At 47.5% G+C, this 20,244-nt stretch carries 28 protein-coding genes; 16 read left to right on the forward strand and 12 right to left on the reverse strand.

The window, feature by feature from the left end; all coding sequences use genetic code 11:
• Both GACE_RS11240 and amrS read left to right on the forward strand, forming a co-directional pair.
• Positions 1-1,533 carry a HAMP domain-containing sensor histidine kinase gene (locus GACE_RS11240; RefSeq protein WP_158413826.1) on the forward strand — a complete coding sequence of 511 codons (1,533 nt, stop codon included), beginning with the start codon at positions 1-3 and terminating at the stop codon, positions 1,531-1,533.
• The gene (gene amrS, locus GACE_RS07640; RefSeq protein ID WP_048092451.1) at positions 1,534-2,535 is read left to right on the forward strand and encodes an AmmeMemoRadiSam system radical SAM enzyme; all 1,002 of its coding nucleotides are present in this window, start codon (positions 1,534-1,536) and stop codon (positions 2,533-2,535) included.
• A gap of 2 nt (positions 2,536-2,537) precedes the next feature.
• Here the strand turns inward: amrS and GACE_RS07645 are convergent, their stop codons facing one another.
• Both GACE_RS07645 and GACE_RS07650 read right to left on the reverse strand, forming a co-directional pair.
• Positions 2,538-3,092: a GMP synthase subunit A gene (locus tag GACE_RS07645; protein WP_048092452.1), complete on the reverse strand. Its 555-nt coding sequence runs from the start codon at positions 3,090-3,092 to the stop codon at positions 2,538-2,540.
• 15 nt (positions 3,093-3,107) lie between these two features.
• The gene (locus GACE_RS07650; protein WP_048092453.1) at positions 3,108-3,326 is read right to left on the reverse strand and encodes a hypothetical protein; all 219 of its coding nucleotides are present in this window, start codon (positions 3,324-3,326) and stop codon (positions 3,108-3,110) included.
• Positions 3,327-3,379: 53 nt separating this feature from the next.
• Here GACE_RS07650 and GACE_RS07655 point away from each other — a divergent pair, with 53 nt between their 5' ends.
• The 5 genes from GACE_RS07655 to GACE_RS07675 all read left to right on the forward strand — a co-directional run bounded on the left by GACE_RS07655 (position 3,380) and on the right by GACE_RS07675 (position 9,719).
• Entirely contained in the window at positions 3,380-5,386 is a 2,007-nt protein-coding gene (locus tag GACE_RS07655) for an acetate--CoA ligase (RefSeq protein ID WP_084063696.1), read from the forward strand.
• A gap of 249 nt (positions 5,387-5,635) precedes the next feature.
• Positions 5,636-6,553 carry a (Fe-S)-binding protein gene (locus GACE_RS07660; RefSeq protein WP_048092456.1) on the forward strand — a complete coding sequence of 306 codons (918 nt, stop codon included), beginning with the start codon at positions 5,636-5,638 and terminating at the stop codon, positions 6,551-6,553.
• On the forward strand, positions 6,540-6,911 hold the full coding sequence (locus GACE_RS07665; RefSeq protein WP_048092457.1) for an LUD domain-containing protein: 372 nt from the start codon (positions 6,540-6,542) through the stop codon (positions 6,909-6,911). Before GACE_RS07660 ends, GACE_RS07665 begins: the two co-directional genes overlap by 14 nt.
• On the forward strand, positions 6,908-8,014 hold the full coding sequence (locus GACE_RS07670; protein WP_048092459.1) for a LutB/LldF family L-lactate oxidation iron-sulfur protein: 1,107 nt from the start codon (positions 6,908-6,910) through the stop codon (positions 8,012-8,014). Before GACE_RS07665 ends, GACE_RS07670 begins: the two co-directional genes overlap by 4 nt.
• Positions 8,015-8,039: 25 nt before the next feature.
• Positions 8,040-9,719: an ATP-dependent DNA ligase gene (locus GACE_RS07675; RefSeq protein WP_048092460.1), complete on the forward strand. Its 1,680-nt coding sequence runs from the start codon at positions 8,040-8,042 to the stop codon at positions 9,717-9,719.
• 74 nt (positions 9,720-9,793) lie between these two features.
• Here GACE_RS07675 and ftsY read toward each other — a convergent pair whose 3' ends face one another.
• Genes ftsY through GACE_RS07720 form a run of 9 tightly spaced genes read right to left on the reverse strand, consistent with a single transcriptional unit; the run spans position 9,794 to position 13,592 of the window.
• Positions 9,794-10,810 (reverse strand): signal recognition particle-docking protein FtsY, encoded by a 1,017-nt coding sequence (ftsY, locus tag GACE_RS07680; RefSeq protein WP_048092462.1) that lies wholly within the window; start codon positions 10,808-10,810, stop codon positions 9,794-9,796.
• A gap of 2 nt (positions 10,811-10,812) precedes the next feature.
• A complete protein-coding gene (gene pfdA / locus GACE_RS07685; RefSeq protein ID WP_048092463.1) occupies positions 10,813-11,235 on the reverse strand; it encodes a prefoldin subunit alpha in 423 nt (140 codons plus the stop codon).
• A complete protein-coding gene (rpl18a, locus tag GACE_RS07690; RefSeq protein ID WP_048093780.1) occupies positions 11,232-11,408 on the reverse strand; it encodes a 50S ribosomal protein L18Ae in 177 nt (58 codons plus the stop codon). The genes pfdA and rpl18a overlap by 4 nt, the downstream gene beginning before the upstream one ends.
• Before the next feature lie 10 nt (positions 11,409-11,418).
• A complete protein-coding gene (locus GACE_RS07695; RefSeq protein WP_048092465.1) occupies positions 11,419-12,075 on the reverse strand; it encodes a translation initiation factor IF-6 in 657 nt (218 codons plus the stop codon).
• A gap of 1 nt (position 12,076) precedes the next feature.
• Complete coding sequence (locus GACE_RS07700) at positions 12,077-12,346, reverse strand: 50S ribosomal protein L31e (RefSeq protein ID WP_048092466.1); 270 nt, start codon at positions 12,344-12,346, stop codon at positions 12,077-12,079.
• A gap of 9 nt (positions 12,347-12,355) precedes the next feature.
• On the reverse strand, positions 12,356-12,508 hold the full coding sequence (locus GACE_RS07705; protein WP_048092468.1) for a 50S ribosomal protein L39e: 153 nt from the start codon (positions 12,506-12,508) through the stop codon (positions 12,356-12,358).
• A 9-nt stretch (positions 12,509-12,517) separates the two neighbouring features.
• On the reverse strand, positions 12,518-12,853 hold the full coding sequence (locus GACE_RS07710; RefSeq protein ID WP_048092469.1) for a DNA-binding protein: 336 nt from the start codon (positions 12,851-12,853) through the stop codon (positions 12,518-12,520).
• A 47-nt stretch (positions 12,854-12,900) separates the two neighbouring features.
• Complete coding sequence (locus GACE_RS07715; protein ID WP_048092472.1) at positions 12,901-13,350, reverse strand: 30S ribosomal protein S19e; 450 nt, start codon at positions 13,348-13,350, stop codon at positions 12,901-12,903.
• Positions 13,351-13,352: 2 nt separating this feature from the next.
• Entirely contained in the window at positions 13,353-13,592 is a 240-nt protein-coding gene (locus tag GACE_RS07720) for a YhbY family RNA-binding protein (protein WP_048092474.1), read from the reverse strand.
• A gap of 113 nt (positions 13,593-13,705) precedes the next feature.
• On the opposite strand from GACE_RS07720, the gene GACE_RS07725 reads away from it, so the two are divergent.
• The 9 genes from GACE_RS07725 to GACE_RS07765 are packed head-to-tail and all read left to right on the forward strand — an operon-like array spanning position 13,706 to position 20,014.
• Entirely contained in the window at positions 13,706-14,224 is a 519-nt protein-coding gene (locus tag GACE_RS07725; RefSeq protein ID WP_048092476.1) for a flavin reductase family protein, read from the forward strand.
• Positions 14,225-14,240: 16 nt separating this feature from the next.
• Positions 14,241-14,447, forward strand: a complete 207-nt coding sequence (locus tag GACE_RS07730; protein WP_048092478.1) for a TIGR00304 family membrane protein — start codon at positions 14,241-14,243, stop codon at positions 14,445-14,447.
• A 1-nt stretch (position 14,448) separates the two neighbouring features.
• Positions 14,449-14,751 (forward strand): TIGR00304 family membrane protein, encoded by a 303-nt coding sequence (locus GACE_RS07735; protein WP_202962730.1) that lies wholly within the window; start codon positions 14,449-14,451, stop codon positions 14,749-14,751.
• Entirely contained in the window at positions 14,751-15,329 is a 579-nt protein-coding gene (locus GACE_RS07740) for a pyruvate kinase alpha/beta domain-containing protein (protein WP_048093784.1), read from the forward strand. Before GACE_RS07735 ends, GACE_RS07740 begins: the two co-directional genes overlap by 1 nt.
• 41 nt (positions 15,330-15,370) lie before the next feature.
• Positions 15,371-16,057: a heptaprenylglyceryl phosphate synthase gene (locus GACE_RS07745; RefSeq protein WP_048092480.1), complete on the forward strand. Its 687-nt coding sequence runs from the start codon at positions 15,371-15,373 to the stop codon at positions 16,055-16,057.
• On the forward strand, positions 16,054-16,896 hold the full coding sequence (locus GACE_RS07750) for a UbiA family prenyltransferase (protein WP_048092482.1): 843 nt from the start codon (positions 16,054-16,056) through the stop codon (positions 16,894-16,896). The genes GACE_RS07745 and GACE_RS07750 overlap by 4 nt, the downstream gene beginning before the upstream one ends.
• A gap of 48 nt (positions 16,897-16,944) precedes the next feature.
• Positions 16,945-17,484: a ferredoxin domain-containing protein gene (locus tag GACE_RS07755; protein WP_048093786.1), complete on the forward strand. Its 540-nt coding sequence runs from the start codon at positions 16,945-16,947 to the stop codon at positions 17,482-17,484.
• Complete coding sequence (locus GACE_RS07760) at positions 17,481-18,440, forward strand: NOL1/NOP2/sun family putative RNA methylase (protein ID WP_048092484.1); 960 nt, start codon at positions 17,481-17,483, stop codon at positions 18,438-18,440. Before GACE_RS07755 ends, GACE_RS07760 begins: the two co-directional genes overlap by 4 nt.
• Positions 18,441-18,499: 59 nt before the next feature.
• Complete coding sequence (locus GACE_RS07765; RefSeq protein ID WP_048092486.1) at positions 18,500-20,014, forward strand: sensor histidine kinase; 1,515 nt, start codon at positions 18,500-18,502, stop codon at positions 20,012-20,014.
• On the opposite strand, the gene GACE_RS07770 is transcribed toward GACE_RS07765, so the two are convergent.
• Complete coding sequence (locus tag GACE_RS07770) at positions 20,005-20,226, reverse strand: hypothetical protein (RefSeq protein ID WP_048092488.1); 222 nt, start codon at positions 20,224-20,226, stop codon at positions 20,005-20,007. The genes GACE_RS07765 and GACE_RS07770 overlap by 10 nt on opposite strands.
• Between the last annotated feature and the right edge of the window lie 18 nt (positions 20,227-20,244).

Below are 20,244 nucleotides of genomic sequence, written 5' to 3' on the forward strand. Positions count from 1 at the left end.
ATGAAAATAAAAACCAGACTCAGCGTCATAATTGCTGTCGCGTTCCTGATCTATTTCATACTCATAGCCTCTCTTGTCGCATACCTCCTCAAGTCAAATTCTGATGAATTCTACACCAGGTGGCTGGAAAACGACAGAAAGTCACTTGAAACCATTTTTGACCGGGAGTTCAAAGACCTCGCCGAGGTATACTACCATGCAATCAACCAGAATGCCGACCTCTCAGAGATTGCAAGAAGCCATGAATACTCGTACATAATCTTCTTCGACAGAAACGGGAATATTCTGAGAGTCGCGGGCAATCCGCTATTTTCAGACAGCATACCCGACAGCACCTTCAGGGACATCGCATCCCTGGCAAAGGCATATACCATCCCTCTGAAGGGGTTTTTCTATGATAACGGCCTCTACATGCTGTATTCAGTCCCGGTTTATGAGAATGGAAGCTACAAGGGCTACACAACCGTTCTCAGAAAATTTACCGATGACGACATGGAGTACACAAAATCGGTCCTCGACGTGGACATTCTGGAATTCCAGCAGGAAAAGGTCGAAAAAAATGGTGAGGTGAGCGTATTTTACCCCGTCTACGATCCGAAGAACAACCTGATCGGCTATTTCAGGCTGGCTTACATAAACGACATCGATCCGCTGATCGTCCAGAGCTACCAGTACGGTCTCTTAGCTTCGGGGACAATACTTCTCGTGACCATAGTTGCCCTGACCCAGATTATAGACAGGACATTCCTGAAGAGGCTTGAGGTCCTCAAGAACTTCATGGAGAACATAAGCAGGAGGGGCTTCAAAACGGGAGAGAGGGTGAAGCTTTCCGGAGATGATGAAATCCGAATACTTGCAGACTCCATAAACAGCGCCCTCAACGTCATAGAGCACAACAACAAAAGGATAGAGGGTCTGAGTGAGAACCTCCGCATCGTGAATAAAGCCCTCAGGCATGATCTGATAAACGATCTCTCAGTGATAAGAGGTTTTGCAGAGCTTGCAATGGAAAACCAGGGCTGCGATTACTGTCCCCGTATAGTCGAAAGAGTCGATAAGGCCGTGAACATGATACGAAAAATGAAAGAGGTCGAAAAGACGATATCCAGCAGAGATTTCTCAACATTCCGGATTTCGGAAGTTATCGCATCGGTTATGCAGAACTACGATATAAAGTGGAGCATATACGGTGACGCACGGGTAATGGCAGACTTCGGAATTTATTCCGTCTTCGAGAATCTCATAAGCAATGCCGTAAAGCACGGCAAAACAGACAGGATGAAGTTCGAGGTTCTGCATGAAAACGGGGAAGTCACCATCAGAACCATAGACTACGGAGTGGGAATACCGGAGGAAATAAGAGACAGGATATTTGATGAGGGCTTCACCACCTCATCCGGTCAGGGAATCGGGCTTTTCATCGTGAAAAAGCTGATTGAGAAGTATGGAGGTTCCGTGTCGGTCCAGAAGAACGAGCCAAGCGGGACGGTCTTCACCATAAAACTGAAAAGTGTTCAGGACAACAATCAGTAAATGATCGTCGAATCATACCTCCACGAAAAACTGAATGGAGATGTGAGATGCAAAACCTGCATGCATTACTGCATCCTGAAAGAGGGGCAGTGGGGCATCTGCAGGGTAAGGAAAAACAGCTCCGGGAAGCTTGAAGTTCACAACTACGGCCTGATATCTGCTATCCACCTTGATCCCATCGAAAAAAAACCTTTTCACAACTTCATGCCAGGTTCAAAAGCACTGTCACTTGGCAGTGTGAGCTGCAATTTCAGGTGCAGACACTGCCAGAACTATGAGATCAGCTTTGCCGATCTCAGCTTTCCATATCTCAGAGAGCTGACGCCTGAAGAGGTTTCAAGACTCGCAGAAAGCTATGGAGCAGACGGCATAAGCTGGACGTACAACGAACCGGCCATAATGCACGAGTTCGCCTTGGATGCGAGCAGGATTGCAAAGAAAAAGGGATACTACATCACATACGTCTCAAACGGCTATATGAGCCACGAGGCGATTGAGCAGTTCGATGTTCTTGATGCGGTAAACGTGGATGTTAAGGCATTTAACGAGGAGTTTTACAGAAAAATCTGCAAAGCCAGGCTGAGCAGGGTTACTGAGTGTGTCGAACATCTCAGCGAGAGGGGCATATTCATCGAGATAACCTACCTGATCATTCCCGGGCACAACGATGACGAAAAAGAACTGAAAAAATTTGCAAGATGGGTTTCCGGCCTGAACCCCAGAATCCCCGTGCACTTCTCCCGATTCCATCCGGATTTTCAGATGCTTGATGTGCCTCCAACACCTGTTAAAACAATTGAAAGGGCGATCAGCATAGCGAGAGACGAGGGACTGGAATACATATACGCGGGCAACGTCTGGGGGCACAGATACGAGAACACATACTGTCCAAGCTGCGGTGAACTGCTCATCGCAAGAGAAGGTTTCCACGTGAGAGAAATAAATCTGAAAGGGGATAAATGTCCGAACTGTGGCTACAGACAGAACATTGTTTTGAAATAGGGTTACCTCTTGCAGATTTCAATGAAATTGCTGTAAAGCTCCTCACCGTATTCGCTGTGATAAACTTCAGGATGCCACTGCACACCGTAAACTGGCCTCCTTTTATGCTTCATCGCCTCAATCTCACATATACTGGATGTGGCCAGAAGTTCGAAGTTTTCGGGCAGAACCTTAACCTCATCCATGTGGCTCTCCCAGACCCTGATCTTTTCCGGGAATCCAATAAAAAGTTCGTCCTCCTCAATGATGCTTACTTCATTTTCAGCATAGCCCCCAACGTCTCCTCTGTCAACCCTGCCCCCAAAAACGTTTGCTATTATCTGATGCCCGAGACATATGCCGAGAATGGGGATGTCCAGTTCTCTGACATAATCCGCACTTCTTCCTGATTTTTCCATGCTCGGTCCGCCACCTATGACGAGCCCGTCAGCGTCTATTTCTTCGGGCGGTGTGCTGTTCTCGATAAGCTTCGTCTCGACCTCCAGATCCCTCAGCATTCTATAAATCAGATGGTTGTACTGTCCGAGGTTGTAAACCACATAGATTTTCACGGCCATAGTTTGATGGCAGATTTATAAATCTTCCCTGAATTCCTTCAGCCTCTCCTCGCAGTATCTGAAAAGTTCCCTTGCCTCATCTCTGCTTATGTCTCCGGTGGCAAGAAAATTACCGATGTATGGATAGATCAGATTGTCCAGCTCCCATTCGATTCTCTTGTAGCTGAAACCCCCTTCCCTGACGTCTTCAAAGTATTTCTCCAGGGATTTTTTCAGATCGTGGTACACGCTCATTCCAGCCCACCCTTATCCGGCACAGCTTGATAAACCTTCCCTTAATTTTTCAAATGAAAAATCATAAAAGATATATATCATCAATTTTACCTTTACCCCGAAAAAAGGAGGTTGAAAAGATGGGGGATGAGGGATTAAAGGAATTCAGGGAGATGTGGAAGCTCGCTCGAGACAATCCTGAAGAATTCTGGAATAAAAAGGCTGAAGAGGCCTCTCAGGACATACACTGGTTTAAAAAGTGGGACAGAGTATTTGAATGGGATTATCCAAAATTCAGCTGGTTCGTAGGTGGAAGGACAAACATAAGCTACAGCTGTCTTGACTACAAGCTGAAAAGGTACGGAAACAAGGTAGCATACATCTACGAAAACCCGGAATTCGGAATCTCGTACTCCGTAACCTACAACCAGCTCTATGACCTGGTGAAGAAGTATGCAAAGGCACTCAGAGGGGCTGGAGTGAACAAGGGAGACAGAGTTCTGCTCTACATACCCAACTCAATCGAGGGAGCAGCTATGATTCTCGCTGCAGCGAGAATTGGGGCCATATCAGTCACAGTATTCGCAGGATTCTCGCCAAACGCTGTGGCTGACAGGATTGAACTCACATCTCCAAAAATAATACTCACGCAGGACTATTCAGTTAGAAGGGGCAAAATCATAAACCTGAAGGAAAACGTTGACGAGGCTCTGAAAATAGCCCCTGAAGAGGTTAGCAGAGGGGTCGAAAAGGTAGTAATAAAAAGGATGATGCCGGATCAGGAACTCCATCTTGACGATAGCAGAGACATCCTTCTCGAAGACTTCATGAAGCTTGGTGAGGGTCAGAGTGCGGATTACGTGGAGATGGATGCAACAGACCCCATATTCGTCATGCCCACATCCGGAACAACAGCAAAGCCAAAGCCCGTCATTCATGTGCACGGGGGCTACCAGATATGGAACTACTTCGGAGCCAAATGGGTTTACGGATTGCAGCCGGATGACGTAATATTCAACACTTCAGACATCGGGTGGATAGTGGGGCAGAGCTATATGGTCTTCGGTCCCCTGCTGGCTGGAGCTTCAGTTATACTCTTCGACGGGACTCCCGATTATCCGAAGCCCGGAATCTGGTATGAGGTGATTGAGAGGAACAGGGCAACCCTCATCTGGACGTCCCCAACAGGGGCAAGGTTCCTCAGGAAGCAGGGAGTTGAGGTTGCAAAAGATTATGATTTGAGCTCGGTTTCGAGAGTAATATGTGCGGGAGAGGTTCTGAACCCGGACGTTTGGGAGTGGCTTTATCGAGACCTGTTCGGGGAAAGGATACCGATTATAGACCACATGTGGCAGACAGAAACAGGAGCGCCGATATTCGGTTATCCGTACGGCCTCATGGGTGACAGCGTTACAGATGTCATCAAGCCCGGATCTGCAGGATTGCCAATGCCCGGAGTCATTCCACTGATAGTCGACGAGGCTGAAGAGAAAGTGCTGGGTCCAAATGAGAAAGGTGTCCTTTACCTCGAAAGGCCCTTCCCGGGACTCACGCCAACCCTGTGGGACAGCTTCGAGAGGTATGTCGACTCATACTGGAACGGAGTGATAAAGGGATACAGAAGTGGTGACGCTGCTTACCTCGACGAGGATGGATACATATGGTTCGCAGGCAGGGCTGATGAGGTCATAAAGATTGCAGGCCACAGAATCGGAACCATCGAAGTTGAAAATGCACTAATCTCCCATCCAGCAGTCGCTGAGGCGGGAGTTGTTGGTGTGCCGGATGAGGTCAGGGGAGAGGTTGCAGCAGCATTTGTCGTGCTTAAACCCGGCTACGAACCGGGAGATGAGCTTAAGAAAGAGCTGATTCAGCATGTAAGAAAGACAATGGGTCCAATTGTCGTTTTCAGGGACATTCAGTTTGTTAACATGCTTCCAAAGACGAGAAGTGGAAAAATCATGAGGAGAGTTATGAAAAGGTTATTCACAGGAGAGGACCTTGGAGATCTGTCAACAATAGAAGAGGTTGCATCGGTCGATGAGATCAGAGATGCTGTTGCAAAGTTAACGAAGCTCTGAAGTTTCACCCATTTTTTTATTCATGATGTTCCTGAATTGAAGAGCGGCACCCTGTGCAAAAAGACCATGCAGTTCTCCACGAGAAAAAACTTGAACTCGGCTGAAATGTGCAAGCCATATTCGTGCCAAGGATGTGGGACTTACTTACCATCCTGTCCGCAGGAATAATTATTTCCCGAAGTCATCGGATTACACAGGCGCCCCCGTAAGGAGAGAGCCAGTGGGCATTATTTCCCAAGAGGTGAGATAATGATAAGGCCGAAGTACGTGATTGAATTCCTCTCAGAAAACATGAGAAAAACAGGAAACCCTCTCGGAATAGGGAACGAAAAAATAAACACATGGTGGAAAGAAGCAGACATCAAAAACGAGGGAGAATGGTTCTTCTTCACGGGAATGCTTTACCAGCTAACACCATACATCGAAACAGTTACAGGATACCTGGAAAAGATTGAAAACTCTGGGTTGCAGACGTTGCTTGTCCTTTCCAGATACGTTCCGATTCCATTCAGCATACTCGGCATGATAACTCCAAAAGACAGCAGGAATGAGGCAGACAGGATTCTCAGGAGCATTCACTCATTGCTCGTAAAATCCGGAATAGATGTTTACTACCTGCCCGAACTTGACTTTTACAGCGGTATCCTGCTTTACGACTTTGGTGATGATGATGGATTCAGAGAACATGCCAGATTCGTTGCGGAAAAACTCAGCGAGGCCGGAGTTGAGAAAATCGTAACTCCAGACCCCCACACCACCTACGCCCTGAGAAAGCTCTACCCCGAATATACCGGGAAGAGGTTCGAGGTTAAAAGCTACATTGAGCTGATTTACGGGCTGAAAGGCAGGAACCGTGAGGAATTTGTGATCCACGACCCGTGCTATTACGGAAGATATCTCGAGATATCGGACAGAATAAGAGAGGTGCTCGACTCGGCAGGCATAGGTTACAGGGATGTGGAGTATTCCAAAAGAATGACAAACTGCTGCGGTGGGCCAATAGAGGCGCTGTCTCCCAAGATTTCGAAAGAGATAGCGAAGCTCAGACTTGAAGAGCTTGGAAATTCCGGGATCATCACCTTCTGTCCGATATGCCTCGCCAACCTGAGAAGAGCGGGAGGAAATGCCGTCGATTTCGCCCTGGTGGTCGGAGATGAGAATCGCTGAATCTCTCAGGCACAATGGCGTCGAGGTTATCGTAACGGATAACGCAGAAAAAGAGGTTCAGAAATTTGGGAATGCCCATGTCAGCGTCGCTCTGAGTGCTGATGAAAACACGGGAATCATCTTCTTCGGTGGCTTTGAGGAGAAAAGAAAGGCTGGCCTGGCAGACCATCATGTCGTCATCCTAAGACCAGATGACGTTAAAAACGACATAATCTCGGCCTACAGGCATGCTCTGAGCAAATCCGGTATGCTCTTCGCCTCAAGCAGCGCATCAAAGACTGCGGACATCGAGGGAAAGCTGGTCTTCGGGATGCACGGGCCGAGAAAGCTGACCGTGATAATCGAGGTGAGAGAATGAACATATATGACGCCATAAACAGACCGTCAATCAGGGAAGGAATTCTGAGATCTCTGAGAAACCTGAGCGATGCTGTGAGGAGAAACATAGAGAACCACCCATACCTGCTCGACTTTGCTGATGAGGTCAAGAAAGCCAGGCTTGATGTGGCTGAAAATTACGATTACTGGATTGATAAAGCTGCAAGAACTCTTGAAGAGAGGGGCGTTCAGATACACTACGCAGTAACTGCCGCTGAAGCAAGGAGAATTGCTGGAGAAATTGTTGGAGGAGGAAAAACAGTCGTGAAGGCAAAGTCGATGGTGTCCGAGGAGATACACCTGAGAGAGCACCTCGAAAAGCTTGAAAACGAGGTGTGGGAGACCGACCTCGGAGAGCTGATTGTTCAGCTTGCCGGGGATAAGCCCATGCACATGGTCATCCCTGCTCTGCATTATTCTGAAGAGGAAGTGAGAAGAATTCTCCAGAAAATTGGAATTAAGGGAGAAAATGCTGAGGAAATGGCCAGAGAGGTTAGAAATTTCATGAGAGAAAAATTTCTGAATGCTGACACCGGCATTTCCGGGTGCAACGCATTTTCGGCAGAAACGGGGAGGATATTTCTGATTGAGAACGAGGGAAATATACGACTGTCTACCTCGCTGCCTGAAACCTACATTGCTCTGATAAGCATAGACAAGATCCTCCCGTCCGACGAGCTTGCCCTGAAATCCGTACTCGTGCAATCCGCATTTTTCGGGACCTTTCCTCCAGCCTACATAAACATCAACGAGAAAGCGGCTGGGCAGAAAATGCACGCAATACTCATCGACAATGGCAGAAAAAACACGCCATACAGGGAACAGCTTTCGTGTGTCAAGTGCGGAAGATGTCAGCTTGAATGCCCCGTTTTCCAGCTTGCCGGAAACATCTGGGGTGGAGACGTGTACGGAGGACCGATGGGCATGGGCTGGAGTGCCGTGACTGGCGAGGTGGTGGAACTGTGCTTTCTCTCAACGCTGTGCGGAAAATGCATGGAAGTCTGCCCAATGAACATTGACATGCCCGGCATCATAAGGTCGCTGAGGAAGAGAATCCTTGAGCGAGACATTAGACAACAGTAATATATCTCCCGGCACACCTATTTTTATGCTCACATTTTCGGAATTCGCTGAGCTCTGTCAGACTGTTGAAAAAATATCATCCACCCTTGAAAAAACAGCAAGAATTGCTGTTTTCATAAGAGAGATTGAGGATGAAAATGATCTGTACAATGCTGTCCTCTTCCTCCAGGGAAGAATTTACCCGGAATGGAGCGAACGGGATCTGGGCGTCGGAGTGGGGCTGATTTACGAGGCAATGAGGATTGCAACAGGGATTGACAGAAAGACTATCGAAAATCTGATAAGAGAGAAGGGAGATTTCGGTCTTGCCGCAGAGGAACTTGTCAAGAAGAAGACCCAAACTCTGCTCTTCACCGAGGAGCTAACAGTAAAGAAATTGAGAGAAATATTTGACGAGATCAGTTCCCTTGAAGGAGGAGGGAGCCAGAAAAAGAAAATACTGCTGCTCTCTGAGCTGTATTCACTCTGCAGTCCGATTGAAGCCAGATACCTGACCAGACTGATACTCAGGGAAATGAGGCTGGGCATAGGAGAGGGGATAATAAGAGACGCAATAGGAAAGGCGTTTGGAATCGAGTCTGAAATTGTCGAGCGGGCATACATGATCACAAACGACTTTGGAAAGGTTGCAGTTGAGGCGAAAAATGGCGGGAAACAGGCGTTGCTGTCCCTTAAAATTACTCCTCACATTCCTGTAAAGATGATGCTCGCCCAGGTTGCAGAAAGCCTTGAGGAGGCGACGAGAGAGATAAGGGAGCTTGGAGTCGAGTGGAAGTTTGATGGCTCAAGGGTCCAGATTCATTACGCCGATGGTAGGGTTACAATCTACTCAAGGAGACTTGAAAACGTTACAAACGCCCTGCCGGACATCGTCAGTGAGATAAAGAGGTGCGTCAAGGAGAACGTCATTCTGGATGGTGAGGTTATTGCCGTCAGGGATGGAAGGCCAATGCCGTTCCAGCACGTGTTGAGGAGGTTCAGAAGAAAGCATGGCGTGTCCAGAATGGTGGAGGAGATTCCCCTGAAGGTTTACCTGTACGACATCCTGTACGACGATGGCGAGGTAATAGACCTTCCGCTGAAGGAGAGAAGGGCGAGACTCATTTCCGCTGTCGGTGAGAGTGATGCTGTAAAGGTGGCCGAACAGATTGTAACCTCGGACGTGAGGGTAATCCAGCAGGAGTTCGACAGGGCAATTCAGGCAGGTCACGAGGGGTTGATGCTGAAAAATCTGGAATCTAAATACATCCCAGGTAAAAGAGGGAAGAACTGGCTCAAGCTCAAGGCGACCATGGAAACATTAGACCTTGTGGTCGTAGGAGGAGAGTGGGGCGAGGGCAAGAGAAGCAACCTGATAAGCTCATTTGAACTTGCATGCTTAGATGAATACGGGGGGCTGCTCAGAGTGGGTAAGGTGGCAACGGGGTTTACAGACGAGGATCTTGAAGAGCTGACTGAACTGTTCAAACCAGAGATCGAGTATCAGGAGGGAAAAAGAATAGTGTTCAATCCAAAATACGTCTTCGAGGTGGCGTATCAGGAGATACAGAAAAGCCCCAAATACGAAAGCGGCTACGCTCTGAGATTTCCGAGATTTGTCAGGCTCAGAGATGACAAGAGCGTTGAGGAGGCAGACACAGTAGAAAGGGTCGCGAGGCTTTACGAGGTGCAGTTCAGGAGCAAGGGTGGGTCGTGGTCATCATAAAAACTATAGCGGGCCTGACACCATCCATTTTTGAACGGAAAAGAAATAACGCCAAAGGTTCAGCAAACAGAATGTTATCCGAAAATTCTCTCTATCAGCCAGTCAGCATCAAATTTCACAAGATCCTCATACTCCTGACCGGTGCCTATGAAGAGAATCGGCCTTGAAGTAACGTAGGCTATGGATATGGCTGTTCCGCCTTTTGGATCTGCATCCAGCTTCGTTAGAATGCTCCCATCTATGCCGACAGCCTCATTGAACATCTCCGCCCTTTCAATCGCATCATTGCCAGCGATGCTCTCATCGACAAACACGATCAAATCCGGCTTGGTAACCCTTTTTATCTTTTCGAGCTGATCTATAAGATTTTTCTTGGTGTGCATCCTGCCTGCTGTATCTGCAAGCACGACATCAATTCCCTTGCTCTCAGCATGCTTTATCGCATCGTAAATCACTGCTGCAGGGTCCGAGCCGGCTTTATGTTTTATAATCCTGACACCCAGTCTGTTTGCATGTTCCTCAAGCTGTTCTATCGCCCCTGCCCTGAAAGTATCACCGGCAGCAAGAACAACAGAATAGCCGTTATCCATCAGCCTTCTGGCAACCTTGGCAATGGTCGTTGTCTTTCCGGTACCGTTAACACCAACAAACAGAACTACAGCAGGCTTCTTTTCCTTCAGCCTGTTTTTGACCCATTCATCAAAATCGAATGCATTCTGGCTCAAAATTTCTCTGAGAACTTCTTTAAGCTCGTTGAGAACCACATCAGAAAGGCTTTCCCCAATCTTCTTTCTCCTGCCTCTCAACCTCTCTCTCAGCTCTTCAGAGATTCTGTCAACAACATCAAATGCGACATCACTCTCAAGCAGAATCATTTCAAGTTCAGGAAGAATTTTATCAAGCTTCGAATCGTCAATTATTACCTCTCTCCTGAGAAGGAGTGAAGAAATTTTCTCCTTTACTCCCACATCTTCTTTTTCCTGAGTCTCACTGCCTTCAGATGCAGGAGGTTCCTCTTTCAGCTCTTTTTCGGCTTCCTCGTCAATCGTTTTCCTGAAAGACTTGAGCTTATCCCTTATGGCCTTGAACATAATTACTCCTGCTTTTCTGTCCGGGCAATCTCGGCAATTTCCTTCTGTATCTTCTCCATCTGCTTTGCAATCTGTTCAAGAAGCTCTTTGAGCCTCTTTTCAGTCTCCTCAACACTCTCCTTCTTCCTGTTCAGAGTTTCAATGGCCTCTTTTATCTCCTTCTCGACCACAATGCCTGCTCCAACGTCCACAAGCATCTTTCTGCTGTTTTTGACATCAACGTAAGCAAACACTCCGCCACCAAGGTTCAGCAGAGCTTCCACATCGCCCTCAGCTTTTTCAAAGAATTCGAGACTTTCAAGTGTTCTCTTCAGTTCCTCCTTCATCAGCTGAATCTCAACTATCCTCGCCTGTATCCCTTCCGCCTCCCGTCTCAACTCTTCAAGAAATATCAGCCTTTCCTGAATAGCATTCTCTGCCGTCATTCACTCCTCCTTACATTCTCGATTTTAATAAGATTTCTCTTCACCTTGTGGTTGCTGCCAATGAGCGAGTACACCTTCTCAACCGCAAACCTCTCATTATGTGCCTCAACAACCTTTTTGAAAGGCATCCAGACCATACCGTTCCTGAACTTCCCGCTAACCTCAAACCTCATTACCACCACCTCACAAAAATCCGAGAGCTTCCTCAATCACACCCAGCTCAAATCCGGTTGTGTCCCTCCCGGCAATATATCCCCTCGAGTTTGCAACAACCCCTGTCCCGACCATCTCGCTTCCGAAGTTTACAGTTCCCTTCACCGGTTCCACGCCAAGCACATCCTCCACTTTCTTGAGCTCCCATTCGCTTGTGTTTGGATTTACCAGAGCGCCTTTATTCGTAACCACTGCAGACATGCCAACCGTTTTTATCCCGCCTATTGTGGCGCGATGGACATCAATGTCAAAAAATTCCGAAATCTTCGATATAACCTCATCTCCAAGATCCGGATGGACCAGGGCACCACGATCGTTGATTGCAATGACATTGCCCATGCAGGTGATCTCGGTCTCAAGAACCAGAACCTCAAACGACCTCTCAAGCATCTCGAGTTCCTTTTTCATCACATGTCCGCAGACCACGATGCCTTCAGAGTTTAAAGCGACCATCGCTCCTGCAAGCTCTGAACCGCACACTGTTGTCCTCACAATGTCCACATCGAGTTCCTCTCTGATCAGAGACTCAAATTTCCCATCCCTGACGCCAACTACTGCAAAATCATCAGAGACTCTCGCATACAGGCCTATCAGCGGATTCCCGTGTACTGCTGTAAGCTCGGCCATATTATTCTACCAGCTCGGCCTCGACGATGCCATCGTCAAACTTTACTGCTCTTACCCGGATTCTGGCTGGGACTTTCTTACCGCCTCTTTCCCAGATTTTTTCGTTTATGCTTGAATCTATCCTGATGTTCTCCAGCTCAGCCTTCATGTGCCTGCTGAGAAAGTTTCTGACGTATTTAACCGCCTTTTTTGCCCTGAGCCATCTCGGATACTTCTTCATCTTCTGCCTTAAACCAATCGTATAGACTCTCTCAAGCTCGACCTTTGCCATAAGACCACCTCACACCTTAAGCTTCCTTGACCTCCAGTGCCTCCTCTTCGGGCTGTACACAACCTCTCTCTTTGTCTTAATCGTGACCCAGATTGGAGCCCTTCTGTTCTGCTTCAAAAATTTTCCGAGCCTCCTCTTAACACCAACCGTCTTCTTCCCCATTCAAATCACCTACTTCCTAATGATCCTGGTTTCCCTCTTTTTCGGCATGGCCCTTCTCAAAATTTCCTTCAACATTTCATCAGTTATTTTACTTCTCAACCTGCCGGACTGTGCAAGAGCGATGAGCTGGGCCTCTACGGCCTCAGCAATATCGGGATGCGCAAGTTTCAATCTTGTAAGCCTTTCTCTCGCCTCAGGTTCAAGGACAGCCTTAAGTATTGCCTTTTTCTGCTCTTCAATCCTCCTTGCCATCTCCTGCTGCTGTGCAAGCTCCTCAAGCTCCTTCTGTCTCTGAGCCTGAAGTTCCATCAGCTTCCTTCTCCTTATCTCCTCTAAGTCGTCCATGGTACCTCACCGGATATCAATTCTGATCAGAGATGTAAAAAAGTTTTTCAGTATTTCGCAAGAGCCGGAATTTCCTTCTCAAGTTCTTTTTTGATCTCTGCTGCGATTCTGTCGAGGAACGACCTTCCCTGCGGGGTGACCACTCTACCCCCATCAGTCTTGCCCACAAAACCAGCAGTTTCGAGCTGCTGAAGGGCCTTCCTGATTATTGAACCGCTACCCTTCCTGAATCTCTCCGGCCTAACTCCCCTGTTCTTTCTGCCACCGTAAGCCGTCCTGAGTCTCTCGATTCCGACAGGTCCATCAACGTAAACCTTCCTGAAGATGGCTGCAACCCTGTAATACCACCAGTCGCCCTGTTCGGGACTTCTTTCCTTGTGAACCCCGGTTTTGACGTAACCAGCCCACTCCGGGGGTCTGAATTCGTCCATCTCCTTCAGCTTTCCGGCAACCCTTTCAATCAGAATATCTGCAGGAACATCATACACTGTCGCCATATTCAACACCTCTTGAACATCATAACAAACCCTCTAACATCAACAAGCTCACCATCAATCATGCCCGCTATTTCCCTCGCAAGGGCTTTTCTATCCACACCGCCCATGGTCATATTTCTGAAATTCCGGAGCATTTTGACCTTAACTACTCCTCTCTTCTTAAGAATCATGTTGATTTCATTTACCAGATTATCGTTAATCCCCTTTTTGCCTATATTGACTGTTACAATCTTATCAGTCATGCTTCCCTTACTCATCACGTGGTTTTAAAAATTTTGTGCAGCATTTTCGGGAAAGCACCAGATTTCCAGACTTGCACGAAAGAGATATATTCCAGTTCTGCTTAATTAAAAACATGCTGGGCTACCTGTATCCTCTGAGAACTTATCTTGTTGTGGCCGGAACGGTGGAGAAACCGAACCCGATGACAGCAGACTGGGTTGTACCCCTCAGCTTCAATCCCCCTCTTCTCGGAGTGGCAATAGGAAAAACCAGACACACGAGAAAGCTGATTGAGGAGCAGAAAGATTTCGTTATAGCAGTTCCAACAGTGGAGCTCCTCAGGGACGTGTGGGTGGCTGGAACGGTAAGCGGTGCGAAGGAAAACAAAGCTGAAAAGATGAGTGCAACCTTTATCCCATCTGAAAAGGTAAGCGCCCCCTCCATAAAGGAGTGTCAGGCAAATCTTGAATGCAGGGTCGTCAGGGAAGTTGAGGTGGGGGACCACATATTCTTTGTGGGGGAGATCGTGAATGTGAGCCACGGGGATGCGTTTGAAAACGGAAAACCAAACACGAAAGACTACAAATTCCTGATGCATGCCTTCACGGGGGCAAACTTCACCTGCCAGAGCGATGAAGTTTTTAAGCCCTGACACCATTTATTTTCCCATGAATCCTGTCAAGGTCTTTTCCGGTATCACCCTCATATCCCTCGGACTTACACTCTACCTGATTTCAAAGGCAGAGTCTGTGAGCTTTGGAGGAGTCGTGCTTATCGGTCCCATACCGGTTGTTTTCGGAAATTCCCCGGACATCATGGCTCTCGCAGTGATTGCCATCGCAGCAATAATTGCAATCTCGGCCATGAGGTGGTGATATGCTCGAGTATGTTGCAATTGCAATAATGGCTCTCGGACTGTTTCTTCTCATCAGGGGAATCACCGAGACTGTGGAAGTCCCCCAAACCCCGGACGTGCATCCACGCCCTGCAGATTTCGACCCCGCTGAGGAGACAGGCGGTTTCGAATTTGAAAAAGAGGGGGAAGTTAAAGCCGGAGGTGTTGTGCTCATAGGCCCCATTCCAATCGTATTTGGGGACTCAAAATATGCAACCTATGCACTTATCCTGACCCTCGTCGTCATGCTTATATCCATAATCCTGTGGGTGAACGCAGTATGATGGTTGAAAAAATACATTATTTCGAAAAACCCGGTAAGGACAACACGGACGAGACCGTAAAACTCGCAATAGAGAGAGCTATGGCAAGAGGAATAAAACACGTGGTCTTTGCATCATCAACAGGCTATACCGCAAGGAAAATTCTGGAGTATTCCCGGGGGAAAGACCTGAATCTCGTGTGCGTAACATACCACACGGGCTTTTACGAAGAGGGAAAGAACAGCATGGATCCCGAGACAGAGAGCTTTCTCAGAAACAGCGGTGTTACGGTCGTGAGGCAGAGCCACATCCTGAGCGGGCTTGAAAGAAGTATAAGCAGAAAGCTTGGAGGAGCAAGCAGAACGGAGGCCATAGCCGAAGCTTTGAGGTCCCTTTTCGGCCATGGAATGAAGGTCTGCGTGGAAATCGCCATAATGGCTGCAGACAGCGGAGCAATACCAATAGAGGAGATTGTCGCAGTCGGGGGAAGAGGAAGGGGTGCGGATACTGCCGTAATTCTTCGACCGGCACACATGAACACGTTTTTCAACATGGAAATAAAGGAGATAATATGCATGCCGAGGAACAAGAGAAAGTGATGAGAAAACATTTTTATTTTCCAGACTCATTCTGCTGAAGGATGCTGGAGAAACTCAGACATATAACAAAGCTCGATCCGGACAGGCCAAATCCCCCAGAGCTTGTAAAAGCAGTTGCGGATAGTGGTACAGACGCTGTGATGGTTTCGGGAACGCAGAACGTTACCTACGAGAAGGCTGCGAGCCTTTTCAAACAGGTTAAGGACTATGGCCTCACAACGATCCTCGAACCCTCTGATCCGTCCAATGTAATATATGATGCGGACTACCTGTTTGTTCCCACAGTCCTGAATTCTGCCGACGGAGAGTGGATTACAGGGAAGCATGCCAAGTGGGTCAGAATGAATCTGGAGAGGCTCGACCAGTTCATGGAAGTCTTTGACAGGAAGGTCATTCTCGAGGGCTACATCGTCCTCAACGAGAATTCCGCAGTGGGAAGAGTTACCAGAGCACTGTGCAACATAGACAAAGACCTTGCAGCCAGCTACGCAGTTGTTGGAGAGATGCTGAACCTGCCGGTAATCTACGTGGAATACAGCGGCAGATATGGAGATCCGGAATATGTCAGAGAGATCAGAAGTGTGATCAGAAAGGCGAGGCTCTTTTACGGTGGGGGCATTGACAGCAGAGACAAAGCGGCAGAGATGCTGAAGCACGCCCATACGATCATTGTTGGCAACGTTATCTACGAGAAGGGGATAGAAGCATACCTCTCAACAATACCATGAAAGCGGGCAAGGCCATCTGGGAGCTGACCAGGCTCGAACATGGATTTATTTACGGCCTTGGTGTTGTCGCCGGAGCATACATAGCCCTTGGAGAATTCGATTTCAGGCTGTCATTTTTCGGCTTTTTTACCGCTCTATTCCTCCAGGCATCGGCTTTCGCACTGAACGACTACTTCGATTACGATGTAGATGTCGCCAACAAAAGGTTCGACAGACCTCTGGTCAGAGGAGAACTGAACAAAAGAGATGCTCTGATAATTGCCGCAGTTTTCGCAGTTCCGGGGTTTATCTTCGCATGCCTGATATCCATTCCTGCCTTTCTGCTGGCCCTTGGAATTACCGTCCTGGGATATGCTTACGACGTGAAGCTCAAGGAGTTTGGCCTTGCAGGCAACGCATACATCGCCTTTTCCATGGCTGCACCGTTCATATTTGGCGGTGTCGTTGCGGGCAACCTGAATTCTGAAATCCTGCTGCTATCGTCAATTGCATTCCTCTCCGGGCTTGCAAGAGAAATCATGAAGGGCATAGAAGACATTGAAGGAGACGCTCTCAGAGACGTCAAAACGCTGGCAAGGATGTACGGGGCAGAGAAAGCCAGCAGGGTTTCTGCATTTCTGTTCATTACTGCGATTCTGCTGAGCTTTGCCGTAATGCTGATTCCCGAATATGCGGATATCAAGTACTTGATTCCTGTTGCGATTTGCGACGTTCTCCTTCTTGATTCTGCTAAAAAACTCATTTCAGGTGTTGGTACAAAGGACATAAGGAGTCTGAGAAAGAAGACAATGATTGCTCTCCTATTCGGGTTGATCGGTTTTCTGCTCGGGGCTGCGTGAAAGACAGGGTTTTTATTTCAGACGTCAAAGTAATACCGGGTGATTGGGATGCTTGACGGGGATCTGAGAAAAGACCTTGCAGTCCTTTCTGCAAAGCTGATGGCGCTGACAGCGCAGACTGCACCGAAATCCAAGGGAGAGGATGACGTGGAGATAGCAGTCATAGAGGGAGAGGAGAAAGACAGGATCGTGGAAAAAATGCTTGAAATGGCAGAATCGAGGGAGAAAAACTTTGTCAGAGATGCAGAAAGCGTCAAGAAGGCCGATGCAATCCTGCTGATCGGGGTTTATGGCAGCAAAACACTCGGGCTCGGATGCGGAGCGTGCGGATTCGAAAGCTGCAGGGCGTTTGAAGAGTTCGAAAGGAAAGAGGGCAAGGATTTCAGCGGGCCAAACTGTGCGTTCAAGCTCATAGATCTCGGAATTGCAATAGGCTCGGCAGCAAAACTTGCCTCGATACTCGGAGCAGACACGAGAGTCATGTACAGAATTGGCACGGCAGCCAGGAAGCTCGGACTTGCTAAATCCGATGTGGTGATGGGAATCCCGGTATCCGTTACGGCCAAAAACCCGTTCTTCGACAGATGATGATTTTTGATTTCCCATCTTCAGATTTTTCAAGAAAACTCTCCGAGAAATACGGATACGATGAATTCATCATAAGAAGGTGGGAGAGATTTTTCGGGAGAGAAGAGGCAGAGAAGCTTGTAAAGGCTATGGAAAGCATTCCAAAATACATAAGGGTAAACACGATAAAAGCAGACGAGTCCGGAGTAATCAGAAGGCTCGAAGACAGGGGTTTCAGGCTGAGAGAGACAGATGTGAGGTTCTGCTACGAAGTCGTAGAGGAGCCATACAGCATTGGAGCGACACCGGAATACCTGATGGGATACTACTACATCATGGACAAAAGCTCATGCATCCCCCCGCTGGCCCTGAACCCCGATGCAGGGGAGTTCGTGATAGACTTTGCAGCATCACCTGGTGGTAAAACCACAATGATTGCCCAGCTCATGGATAACAGAGATAAACTGCTTGCCATTGAAGGAAACAGGGAGAGAATACCTGCACTGATAGATAATCTGCACAGAATGGGCGTTCTGAACACTGCTGTACTGCACATGAATTCAGCCGAATTTTACAGGCTCGGCATGAAAGCGGATAAGATCCTCCTTGACGCTCCATGCACCGGGGAGGGGATCATCCACAAAGACCCGTCGAGAAAAATCTCGAGAGGCATGGAGGACATAAAGTTCTGTTCGTCACTGCAAACCAGAATGCTCGAGTCTGCCATTAAGTCAATCGGGAAAGATGGAATTATCGTGTACTCCACCTGCTCCCTTACACCTGAGGAGAATGAACTCGTGATTAACGAAATACTCAATAAATACAGGATTCATCTGGAGGAAGTGGGATACGGTGTGCCGGCACTCACCAAAATCGGGAACATGAAGCTTGACAACGAGCTGAAAAAGGCCAGGAGAGTATATCCTCACATCCACAGATGCTCAGGATTCTTCGTGGCAAAGATTGTCAAGGATTGACACACATCACGCCGTTATAGGAAAAGATTAAATTAAGCCTGAACAAACTCTACAATCGAATGAAACTCAGGTTTAAAGCTGCGTTCACAATTACCGGACTTCTAATTGCGTTCTACATAATAAACTTCGGAATAACCGGTCACCTGATTTTCAACGCCAAGCAGGCGTATTTTCAGGACCTTCTGGATGATGGTGAGAGGTCACTGACGGAAGTGCTTTCAGAGGAAACAATGGAATTGAAATCATACATGGAGTTCTTTGAGCTGGCATATAACGGAAACAACACCGGCAAGATAAAACAGATAATGCTGGAGAATTACCACCTGGACGGATTCATCGCTGTTGAGGAAAATGGAACCAGTATTACCGTTATTACGAACGGAAACATACCCGCACCCCTTAAATTCGTTCAGATGGTCAACAATTCCGGAATTGATGGAACGGCGTGCGGGTTCGAAAAGCTGGACACACTCTACATAGTCTGTGCTGACGTGAATAGAGCGAAGGGGACGGCATACATCCTTCTGGACAGAATAGATGAAAACTATTTCAAGGAGCTGAAGGACATTTTCGAGATAGAGGTCATCGGCTTCGTAACCAAGCCGGATGAACTCCAGATGAAGTTCGCCAGGTACATCCCGGTCAAAAGTCTTAACGGAGAGACGGTCGGATACATAACGATAGGTTATGAGGACCGGCTGGAACCCGTGGTACTTGATGCGCTGAGAAAAAGTATCTATGTTTTCATATTTCTGACGGCAATTCTCTCCACAGTTGGATACTATCTCTTCGATAGAGATATTCTCGGAAGAATTCAGAGAATCAGAAATTACATGGTGAACATCAGAGAACACGGTTTCAGGGCAGAGAAAAAGCTCACGGATGATGGCGATGATGAAATATCAGAGCTGCTGGATTCCATAAATCTTGCGATAGAGGAGATTGAGAAAAACAGAAACGAATTGCAGAAAGCCCTGGAGAATCTCAGAGTCGTTAACAGAGTTCTGAGACATGATCTGCTGAACGATTTGACCGCCATTAGAGGGTATGCGGAGCTTGGGAGAGACCATTGCCAGTTCTGTGATAAAATGACCTGCAGGATCGACAAGGCCTCAAGAACAATTAAAACACTGGGAGATGTGGAGAGAATAATAAAGGATTCCGAATTCGAGAAATTCAGGCTCAAAGAGGTTATTGAAGACGTTGCCCGGAACTACCATATAGATTTTGAAATCAAAGGCGATGCAGAGGTTATCGCAGATGCAGGTATCTACTCCGTGTTGGATAACCTCATCAGCAACTCAATAAAGCACGGAAAATCCGAAAAGATGAGTTTCGAAATAAAAGACGAAGGAGAATACATCCACGTGGTCGTGAAGGACTACGGAACCGGCATATCTGAAACAGATATTGACAAAATTTTTGAAGAGGGATTCAGCCTCTCGGGAAGCACGGGCATCGGACTGTACATCGTCAGAAAGCTCATGGAAAAGTATGGCGGAAGGGTTTATGCCGAAAGCTCTGACAGAGATGGTGCAGTATTCCACCTGTATTTCCAGAAACCTCAGGGATGATATTCCAGCTCCAGAAATTTCTTCATGAGTATCAGGTCATTCAGCATCCTTCGGTACTTTTTATTGATTCTGTGCCTCATAACGCGCATGTACACCTTCCAGTCATCTCCCTCACTCTTCCACCTGGCAACAAAGTCGGAAAGAGTTATTTCACCATCCATATAACTCAGCCAGTCATTGATGAATTCCCTTTCCCGTTTTGAAAGGCACATGAATCCAGTCTGTTACAG

The sequence above is a fragment of the Geoglobus acetivorans genome (assembly GCF_000789255.1).
GTDB lineage: Archaea > Halobacteriota > Archaeoglobi > Archaeoglobales > Archaeoglobaceae > Geoglobus > Geoglobus acetivorans_B.

Excerpts from the sequence above, each read along its gene's own strand:
- GACE_RS11240 (WP_158413826.1), top strand. The coding sequence starts at position 1 with ATGAAAATAAAAACCAGACTCAGCGTCATAATTGCTGTCGCGTTCCTG.
- amrS (WP_048092451.1), top strand. The coding sequence starts at position 1,534 with ATGATCGTCGAATCATACCTCCACGAAAAACTGAATGGAGATGTGAGA.
- GACE_RS07645 (WP_048092452.1), bottom strand. The coding sequence starts at position 3,092 with ATGGCCGTGAAAATCTATGTGGTTTACAACCTCGGACAGTACAACCAT.
- GACE_RS07650 (WP_048092453.1), bottom strand. The coding sequence starts at position 3,326 with ATGAGCGTGTACCACGATCTGAAAAAATCCCTGGAGAAATACTTTGAA.
- GACE_RS07655 (WP_084063696.1), top strand. The coding sequence starts at position 3,380 with ATGAAAAATCATAAAAGATATATATCATCAATTTTACCTTTACCCCGA.
- GACE_RS07660 (WP_048092456.1), top strand. The coding sequence starts at position 5,636 with ATGATAAGGCCGAAGTACGTGATTGAATTCCTCTCAGAAAACATGAGA.
- GACE_RS07665 (WP_048092457.1), top strand. The coding sequence starts at position 6,540 with ATGAGAATCGCTGAATCTCTCAGGCACAATGGCGTCGAGGTTATCGTA.
- GACE_RS07670 (WP_048092459.1), top strand. The coding sequence starts at position 6,908 with ATGAACATATATGACGCCATAAACAGACCGTCAATCAGGGAAGGAATT.
- GACE_RS07675 (WP_048092460.1), top strand. The coding sequence starts at position 8,040 with ATGCTCACATTTTCGGAATTCGCTGAGCTCTGTCAGACTGTTGAAAAA.
- ftsY (WP_048092462.1), bottom strand. The coding sequence starts at position 10,810 with ATGTTCAAGGCCATAAGGGATAAGCTCAAGTCTTTCAGGAAAACGATT.
- pfdA (WP_048092463.1), bottom strand. The coding sequence starts at position 11,235 with ATGACGGCAGAGAATGCTATTCAGGAAAGGCTGATATTTCTTGAAGAG.
- rpl18a (WP_048093780.1), bottom strand. The coding sequence starts at position 11,408 with ATGAGGTTTGAGGTTAGCGGGAAGTTCAGGAACGGTATGGTCTGGATG.
- GACE_RS07695 (WP_048092465.1), bottom strand. The coding sequence starts at position 12,075 with ATGGCCGAGCTTACAGCAGTACACGGGAATCCGCTGATAGGCCTGTAT.
- GACE_RS07700 (WP_048092466.1), bottom strand. The coding sequence starts at position 12,346 with ATGGCAAAGGTCGAGCTTGAGAGAGTCTATACGATTGGTTTAAGGCAG.
- GACE_RS07705 (WP_048092468.1), bottom strand. The coding sequence starts at position 12,508 with ATGGGGAAGAAGACGGTTGGTGTTAAGAGGAGGCTCGGAAAATTTTTG.
- GACE_RS07710 (WP_048092469.1), bottom strand. The coding sequence starts at position 12,853 with ATGGACGACTTAGAGGAGATAAGGAGAAGGAAGCTGATGGAACTTCAG.
- GACE_RS07715 (WP_048092472.1), bottom strand. The coding sequence starts at position 13,350 with ATGGCGACAGTGTATGATGTTCCTGCAGATATTCTGATTGAAAGGGTT.
- GACE_RS07720 (WP_048092474.1), bottom strand. The coding sequence starts at position 13,592 with ATGACTGATAAGATTGTAACAGTCAATATAGGCAAAAAGGGGATTAAC.
- GACE_RS07725 (WP_048092476.1), top strand. The coding sequence starts at position 13,706 with ATGCTGGGCTACCTGTATCCTCTGAGAACTTATCTTGTTGTGGCCGGA.
- GACE_RS07730 (WP_048092478.1), top strand. The coding sequence starts at position 14,241 with ATGAATCCTGTCAAGGTCTTTTCCGGTATCACCCTCATATCCCTCGGA.
- GACE_RS07735 (WP_202962730.1), top strand. The coding sequence starts at position 14,449 with ATGCTCGAGTATGTTGCAATTGCAATAATGGCTCTCGGACTGTTTCTT.
- GACE_RS07740 (WP_048093784.1), top strand. The coding sequence starts at position 14,751 with ATGGTTGAAAAAATACATTATTTCGAAAAACCCGGTAAGGACAACACG.
- GACE_RS07745 (WP_048092480.1), top strand. The coding sequence starts at position 15,371 with ATGCTGGAGAAACTCAGACATATAACAAAGCTCGATCCGGACAGGCCA.
- GACE_RS07750 (WP_048092482.1), top strand. The coding sequence starts at position 16,054 with ATGAAAGCGGGCAAGGCCATCTGGGAGCTGACCAGGCTCGAACATGGA.
- GACE_RS07755 (WP_048093786.1), top strand. The coding sequence starts at position 16,945 with ATGCTTGACGGGGATCTGAGAAAAGACCTTGCAGTCCTTTCTGCAAAG.
- GACE_RS07760 (WP_048092484.1), top strand. The coding sequence starts at position 17,481 with ATGATGATTTTTGATTTCCCATCTTCAGATTTTTCAAGAAAACTCTCC.
- GACE_RS07765 (WP_048092486.1), top strand. The coding sequence starts at position 18,500 with ATGAAACTCAGGTTTAAAGCTGCGTTCACAATTACCGGACTTCTAATT.
- GACE_RS07770 (WP_048092488.1), bottom strand. The coding sequence starts at position 20,226 with ATGTGCCTTTCAAAACGGGAAAGGGAATTCATCAATGACTGGCTGAGT.